This is a genomic window from Bacillus sp. 05T31, from assembly GCF_056396725.1.
Map to the genome: position 1 here is coordinate 1 of NZ_JBFTMA010000393.1, position 7,589 is coordinate 7,589.

The following is a 7,589-nucleotide window of genomic DNA, read 5'->3' on the forward strand; positions in this document are numbered from 1 at the left end:
CTCATTAGTAATCCTATTAAAAAATATCCCGATTTAGCATATGATCTTATTGCCACTGAAACATTTGAGATTATTTCAAGTAATAATCATATAATCAATTTCAATCAAAAAAAGCCTATTACATTACTCGTATTGAGTAAAGGTTGTATGTATACAAGAGCTGTGGTTGATTGGCTTATAAAAAATCAAATACAATATAAATTAAAGGAAATAAAGTCAATTAGTAGTATTCAAGATTTTCTACAAATCAGTAATACCATTGCTGTATTAAATACTAAACTTATTGACTTATATAGCTATACAAACATCCACTATTACAATTTAAACTTTAATAATGTCATTGATACCGTTTTTATTTATAAGAAAAATGAAAGTAAGCAGAACAATATTTTACAATTAAAAAATGTAATCCAGACGATTTGTTAACAATAAATAATAGAAGTTTTTATTGCTGTGAAAAAATAATGAAAATATCCCATACAAGAATTAAAAAATCCATTTTGATCAAAGTGTGGTTCAAACTAGAATTGTTACTTCTTGAGGATTTAATGTCCTCATTTTTAATGGAACTATCAATTTAGTGATGGATTTTAACACAGATTTAAAGCCGTTTCAATCATGTTTCACTCTAATTTTCATCAGTCTCAAATACCTCGTTTTTGAGACTGATAAAATCACTTAAAGTAACAAAACCAACGTTTTTTCATGTCAATATATCTTAGCTTATATTTTCTATTAGATGTGGGCGGAAAACCATGCCCATCAACTTAAGAACGGGAACAAAATGAACTTCCGTTCATATGAACGGAAAAACTCTTAAAATACTTTGTATCCTTAAAAATGAACATGCTAAATAAACCTCAATGGGCCTAATTYCAAAAATTATACAGCTTTCCTTTGCCCGCCCACCTCATTATACTTATAGACAACCCCCATAATATCAAACACTGTTTTCTTCTCATATCTGTGAGATTTCCGTCCATTCTTCTGTAGGAGGTGGAACAGACGGACAAAAATCTTTGTTATTTCTTGGGTGTTTCGTTGTGTGGCTTGATTTTGCAGTCTTTTCATGTTTCAAAGCCCCGTGTGATTACAGTGGACAAAAACCCGTCGATTCAGTTGTCAATGCTTTTTCTTATCTTAATACACTATTTAGATTTTTAATATTTTAATAATGGATATACTCTAGCATTATCACCAAAGTAAGATTCCATAAAAAAGAAAAAACTATTTATTGGGTTATTGTAGCTTTGTGTAGATTGGAAATACAGTCGCAATGTTAAAAAATGCAAGGATTTACCCTTTTAGATACTTTTATCTGAAAGGGTGTTTTTCTAACTAAAAGAAAAACACCACTGATATGCAGTGAAATCAAGGGTTTAGAGTTATTTTTAACCAAACTTTATTCTAAAACAGCACCAAATCCTTAAGTTGATGGGCATGGGGTGGTACCCCAAAAAGTATTAATCAATTAATTGAGCATTCTCGCTTAGAAGAAGGAAATATCTCTTAGATATGTTTAAGCAAACAGATAAAGAAAGTATGTAAGTTACTATTGAACATTGGAAAGATGAAGAAGCAATTGCAATTCATAATGATAGCGATCACTTCCAATCATTTGCGGCTACTATTAATGATTTTGCGGTAACACCAATGGATTTTAAAAAGTATCAAGCTTAAGTTAATAATAAAAAAGCCCTTAGACATATCTAAGGGCTTTTTTAATTAATTTTAGGCTGTTATTTCTACAACATAAACATTAAATTTAACTATCTGTAATTACTAACTAATAATTCAGGGAATAAATAATGTAATACATGCATAGTTAAACGTCTAGATTTTCCTTTATACGGATATATATGCATGTACATTGATGGATTAAAGTTTGCCTCAATAATTCCATAAGCATTTTTATTTGCTGCAGGAACTTCTGTATTTTCAATAATCAAATCTATACCACTAATTTTAGCTCCAAGTGCAGATACCGCATCTACAGCTATTTTCTTATAATCATCGGAAATTTGATCTGTCACATCAATAGAGTCTCCACCTGTACTGATATTAGAATTTTCTCGCAGGAATACAATTTCGCAACTTGTTGGAATTGAATCTTTTCGATACCCTTGAGCTTTAAGCATTAAGACCTCTAATTCACCTAATTGTATACTTTCTAAAGGTGTCCTATGGTCCATTCCTCTTAATGAATCCAAGTTTTTTTGAAGGACCAATTCTTCAATCGTATGTGTACCGTCCCCTACAACATTAGCAGGAATTCGTAATAAAACAGCATGAACTTTGTCATCTAGCACAAAAAATCGATATTCTGTTCCATAAACAAATTCTTCTATTAATACGGATGAGTCTTCTTTAAATGCTAATGTGAGTGCTTTTTGATAGTCTTCGTAACTTGCTCCGGCTTCTTTAAAGATAGATATTCCTAATCCATAATTTGTTGTTTTTGGTTTTACAACAAAAGGCTTTCTTGCAAATAAATCATAGGAACATAAGGCTTTTTCGTCTAGTTGTATTCCTTGTTGAATAGCATCAAACATTAAAATTTGTGTAGATAACTCCATGTCAGTAAATCCTGATAATTGATACGGTTTATCCCATAATTTTTTATAATTTTCTTTAGCAATACGGGTAGCTACTTGACTTTGACTACTTTTTATAATCTCTTTATAAAATCTTCCAGCTAAAGTCTTACTTGGATTTGTTAGCATTTCTCTCAAGTTAACAAATAAGGTATTCGAAACCGTTATGTCTAACAGCCCTGTTAAATGTTCCATCTCATCAACAATACGCTCAGCATCTGTTTTAAATTGCGTATGTTCTAAAGGATGTTCAAGAGCCACTAAATTATTTTGAAAATCACCGATTTTTACCCATTCATCATTATTATCGACTTGGTCAATCCAGAGTAAATAGATGAGGAAAAGGTGTAGAAATTCTGCTTGTTCATGACTAATTCCATATGTTTCAAAAGGGTTTAAATCTAGGTTTCTTAATTCAATATAACGAATCCCTTGCTTATTTAAATCTGAGACTTGAGGGCCGCCCCTTAAACGGACAGATGCATAAAATTCTTTTTCTTCTAATAAAACCCCTTTACTCACCAGCGAAGAAAGATCAGATATATAGTTCTGTAAACTACTATAGGATACTTGAACATCGTTTTCATTGCTATAACMATATTTACTATTTCTAATGCTTCTTACGGCGCCATTTAAAGGATTTATTTCAAAGAAATTCTTTTCACTACTAGGAGAAGCACCGAAGAAATAAGTTATTAGCCATCGATAGTGTAAATAATTCCTTGTGACTTTCAGATAAATTTCTGTTTTAAATTGATGATAATCTTTTATTTCTGATTGTAATTCAAATAATACCTGAATTAAATCATCGCTAAATTCAAAATTGAAATGAATACCACTAATCATTTGTTTTCGTCGGCCATAAGAATTAGATAAATATCGGCGATATAAAACATTTTCATGATTATTAAGTTTCGCAATAATAATATCTTCTTCTTTTTCGGGCAACTGTGGTGGCATACTTAATGGCCAAAGCATTTCGTTATCACCCATAGAACGATAGGCAACATCATGGATAGCTGCTAAGTAATTAAATAAATCTTCTAGTGTTCCGGTAACTGGTGTGATTAATTCCATTTGTGTTTCCGAGAAATCTCGCTGAATATAAGGATGTTCATCTCTTACTGAAATACTATTGGGATGTTCCGTTTTAGCTAAACTTCCTGATAGGTCAACTCGTTGACTTTCTTTTTCAACTCCAAAACGTGCTTTTAATAAATATGGTTTAATACGGTCATTGTTTAACATTTTTTTCATTTCCATATAAACTGTCCCCCCATCAACTCAAATATTTGATATAGAAATAGCCAAAATTATAAACATTATTTTTTTGAATTCAGCATTTGGATATTAATGGCCAAAGCATTTTATTCTTATCCACGGAAAGAGAAGGGATTTCGCGTATAGCCGCTAAGTAATTAATCATATCTTCTAATGTTTTAGAATTAAGCTGAATAAATTTCATCTGTACTTCTGCAAAATCTTGCTGAATATATGATCTGGTATCTCTTATCGAAACGGATTTAGACGTTTCAGTTGAACTTTCAACTAAGTCAACTTGTCGATTTTCCTTTTCAACCCCATAACGAGATTTTAATAAGGATGGTTTAACACGGTAATTAAATAACATTTTTTTAATCCACATGAACTCTTCCCTCAAATTTAATTATTTTTACAAACGATACAATATTACAAAATATAACAATCAAAAGTACCCACATCTCTACATGCGGATACTTTTGTTACAATATTTTGCTTTAAACTTAAATACTTCATATGTCATTGGAAGTGGGTATTGTTTTAATTAAAATTTGTTGTAAATAAGAATCATCTTAAATACTTCATATGGAAAGAGAAATGCTCATTTAAGAAAGTGGCAATAAAGAAGTAGCTATGATCATAGCCCTCCATTTTTTTATAAGTTACCATTTGTCTATTTTTTTGAGCATTCTCTAAGAAAATATGCTCTTCCAATTGTTTTGGATAAAACTCGTCTTGACTACCTTGCATAATAAGAATAGGTGGAATAGTATCTTCTTTAATTAATTCTGAAGCATCCCATTGTTTCCAAGAATCTTTGTCTTCACCTAAATAAGAGGTGAAAGCATTTATTCCCCATGGAACTTGACTAGGGGTTAAGATCGGAGAAAAAGCAGAAACCGCTTTGAATCTCTTAGCATTTTTCAAACCAATCGCTAAAGCCCCGTGTCCTCCCATTGAATGTCCCATTATGCTTTCTTCACCTGAAAAATTAGGTACTATAGTCGAAGCAATGGATGTTAATTCATCTACAATATATGAATACATTTTATAATTCTGTGCCCAAGGCTCCTGGGTAGCATTTATATAAAAACCTGCCCCTTGTCCAAGATCCCATGCTGCAACATCTGAAACGTATTCTCCACGTGGTGAAGTATCTGGCATGATCACTGCAACTTGATGCTTTTCAGCCAAACGTTGAAATCCACTTTTTTGACTAAAATTATCATCTGTACAAGTTAAACCAGATAACCACCATATAAGTGGGATTTTTTTCTTTTCTTTATTTGATGGTAAGTAGATACTAAATTTCATATCACATTGCAAGACTTTTGAATAATGGCTATACTTACGTTGCTCTCCTTCGAAAGAACGATGTTGTTCAATACATTTAAGACTCATTATCTCACTCTCCATAAGTTAAAATCGTACGAATGGATTCACCTTTGTGTAGTAAGTCAAATGCCTCATTGATGTTTTTAAATTCTAAATGATGAGTAATAAATGAATCTAAATCAATTTCACCCTTCATATAATCTTCGACCATTTCTGGAAGCTCAGATCTTCCTTTAACTCCACCAAAGGCTGATCCACGCCATACCCGACCCGTTACTAATTGGAATGGACGAGTATGAATCTCTTTACCAGCACCGGCTACACCGATAATAATACTTTCGCCCCAACCTTTATGACATGCTTCAAGAGCGGACTTCATTACTTCAACATTACCAATACATTCGAAACTATAATCCACGCCTCCATCTGTCATTTCGACTAAAACTTCTTGAATTGGGCGATCATAATCTGCAGGATTCACAAAATCAGTTGCTCCCATTTTTTGTGCTAATTCCTGTTTTTTAGGATTTAAATCAACGGCAATAATTCGACTTGCTTTCGCTTGTGCTAATCCTTGAATAACAGCTAATCCAATCGCTCCTAAACCAAATACAGCTGTCACAGCTCCTTCTTCAACTTTCGCGGTATTGTGTACAGCACCGATACCTGTAGTCACACCACACCCTAATAAGGCAACTTTATCTAACGGAGCGTTTTCGTCGATTTTCGCTAAGTTAATTTCATTAACAACGGTATATTCACTGAATGTACTAGTTCCCATGTAATGATAAAGTGGCTCTCCATTATAAGAGAAGCGAGTTGTTCCATCAGGCATCAAACCTTTACCTTGTGTTTCTCGTACAGCACTACATAGGTTTGTTTTACCAGAACGACAGAATTTACATTCTCCACATTCAGGTGTATATAGTGGAATAACATGATCACCAGGTTTTACTGAAGTAACTTCATCACCTACCGAAACGACAACACCGGCACCTTCATGACCAAGTACAGCAGGAAATACTCCTTCCGGGTCGTCACCTGATAATGTAAAAGCATCTGTATGACAGACAGAAGTATATAGTATTTTAACTAATACCTCTTTTGCTTTTGGCTTGTGATAGGAGGGCGTTGGAAAATAGCAATTATATGGTGTTTGTTACAGCGTTCACCTTTAAGATTAAGTGAAATACAAAAAAAGCTTCCTGATGTGAATCAACGCATGTTAATCAGACAATTAAGAGAGTTAGAAGAAGATAAAATAATTACTAGATGTGTATATCCTATAGTACCTCCAAAGGTTGAGTATAAACTTAGTGAAATAGGTCGTCGACTAGAACACGTAGTAACTTCTATCTGTGATTGGGGAGATGATTTTAATGAATTTGTAGAAATGGACGCTAATAAAGTACCGGTTGAATAAAACTTAATGCAATTTTAAGTAGTTCTATAAAAGTTACGGGGACAATGTATAAAAGTATGTGCATGAATAGTTCAAAAAAGCCACGAAACGCTGGTATGAAGGCGTTTCGTGGCTTTTAAATATTACCAAGCTTATTCATAAAATTTATCGCGCATTATCGTATGTCAATAAATTCATTCTCTAAGCTATATTAGGTTGTACTGTCAGCAAATCAAAAAAAATACGTTAAGTATATTTCAACATAAAAATGCTGGCGATACCTTCTATTAAAAAAGACGATTCTTAATACCAAAGAATCGTCTTTTCGTTTTCAATTTTGCTTATCGTACGAAATTCGCGTTTTGTTGGTGCTACCCCATCGCTATCAAGCTAAGTTTGTTTGAGGAGATGTACGAGACARGTGTRAAYTTAGGGGAATCCAATATTTTCTATTCAAATATGATAGAATAAAAGTATATCCAAAACGGAGGAACAACAAATGAACTCAAACACAAAACAGTTTATTTATGATATCCAGCAAAGAAAAAACAATTATATGGAAAATGTATTAAAGGCAATACAACACCCTAAAAAAGAGCAATCTGAACAGGTCATTCAAAATATAGTAGAGAAGATGGATATGATGATCAGTTTAGTTACTACTTACATGGCTATTGAATCAGAATCTATGAAAGAATTAAAAGAGCTTCAGGAAGAAATTATTCATGCGCAAGCATATATTCAAAAACGAAAATTTGAAGAAACACAGAGATAAAACCCTGTGTTTTTATTTGGTCGTCTATGACGCCAATCTATTATAAATCAAATTAAGGGATTAGGTACACTTACCATATTTTGTTCACTAAAGTCATTTCCCTCCAAACAACTCATTCTATAAGACTCCTTTCTAACTTACATTCTTTCTCTCACTATATGATATAAATCCTATAAATATACTAGAAGGATAATTCATTATATGAACGAAAATAACATTTTAA

General features: G+C 32.5%; 6 protein-coding genes and 3 pseudogenes. 4 read left to right on the plus strand and 5 right to left on the minus strand.

The window, feature by feature from the left end; all coding sequences use genetic code 11:
- Positions 1 to 426: pseudogene (locus tag AC1DJR_RS20125) on the plus strand (LysR family transcriptional regulator); the annotation flags it as partial.
- A 456-nt stretch (positions 427 to 882) separates the two neighbouring features.
- Here the strand turns inward: AC1DJR_RS20125 and AC1DJR_RS20130 are convergent.
- A pseudogene (locus AC1DJR_RS20130) lies at positions 883 to 1,053 on the minus strand (IS4 family transposase); the annotation flags it as partial.
- A 501-nt stretch (positions 1,054 to 1,554) separates the two neighbouring features.
- Between AC1DJR_RS20130 and AC1DJR_RS20135 the strand changes: the two are divergent.
- The gene (locus AC1DJR_RS20135; RefSeq protein ID WP_367633635.1) at positions 1,555 to 1,680 is read left to right on the plus strand and encodes a putative quinol monooxygenase; all 126 of its coding nucleotides are present in this window, start codon (positions 1,555 to 1,557) and stop codon (positions 1,678 to 1,680) included.
- An 89-nt stretch (positions 1,681 to 1,769) separates the two neighbouring features.
- Here the strand turns inward: AC1DJR_RS20135 and gshAB are convergent, their stop codons facing one another.
- From gshAB to AC1DJR_RS20155, 4 genes and pseudogenes are all read right to left on the minus strand, one after another.
- Positions 1,770 to 3,857 carry a bifunctional glutamate--cysteine ligase GshA/glutathione synthetase GshB gene (gshAB, locus tag AC1DJR_RS20140; RefSeq protein ID WP_477003349.1) on the minus strand — a complete coding sequence of 696 codons (2,088 nt, stop codon included), beginning with the start codon at positions 3,855 to 3,857 and terminating at the stop codon, positions 1,770 to 1,772.
- 73 nt (positions 3,858 to 3,930) lie between these two features.
- Complete coding sequence (locus AC1DJR_RS20145) at positions 3,931 to 4,239, minus strand: UDP-N-acetylmuramoylalanyl-D-glutamate--2, 6-diaminopimelate ligase (protein ID WP_000264857.1); 309 nt, start codon at positions 4,237 to 4,239, stop codon at positions 3,931 to 3,933.
- Positions 4,240 to 4,421: 182 nt separating this feature from the next.
- Complete coding sequence (gene fghA, locus AC1DJR_RS20150; RefSeq protein ID WP_088265992.1) at positions 4,422 to 5,255, minus strand: S-formylglutathione hydrolase; 834 nt, start codon at positions 5,253 to 5,255, stop codon at positions 4,422 to 4,424.
- A gap of 4 nt (positions 5,256 to 5,259) precedes the next feature.
- Positions 5,260 to 6,306 (minus strand): annotated as a pseudogene (locus AC1DJR_RS20155) (S-(hydroxymethyl)glutathione dehydrogenase/class III alcohol dehydrogenase); the annotation flags it as partial.
- Between AC1DJR_RS20155 and AC1DJR_RS20160 the strand changes: the two are divergent.
- Both AC1DJR_RS20160 and AC1DJR_RS20165 read left to right on the plus strand, forming a co-directional pair.
- Positions 6,307 to 6,612, plus strand: a complete 306-nt coding sequence (locus tag AC1DJR_RS20160; protein ID WP_477003350.1) for a winged helix-turn-helix transcriptional regulator — start codon at positions 6,307 to 6,309, stop codon at positions 6,610 to 6,612.
- A gap of 478 nt (positions 6,613 to 7,090) precedes the next feature.
- Entirely contained in the window at positions 7,091 to 7,366 is a 276-nt protein-coding gene (locus AC1DJR_RS20165) for a hypothetical protein (RefSeq protein ID WP_002144215.1), read from the plus strand.
- The last annotated feature ends 223 nt before the right edge of the window (positions 7,367 to 7,589 follow it).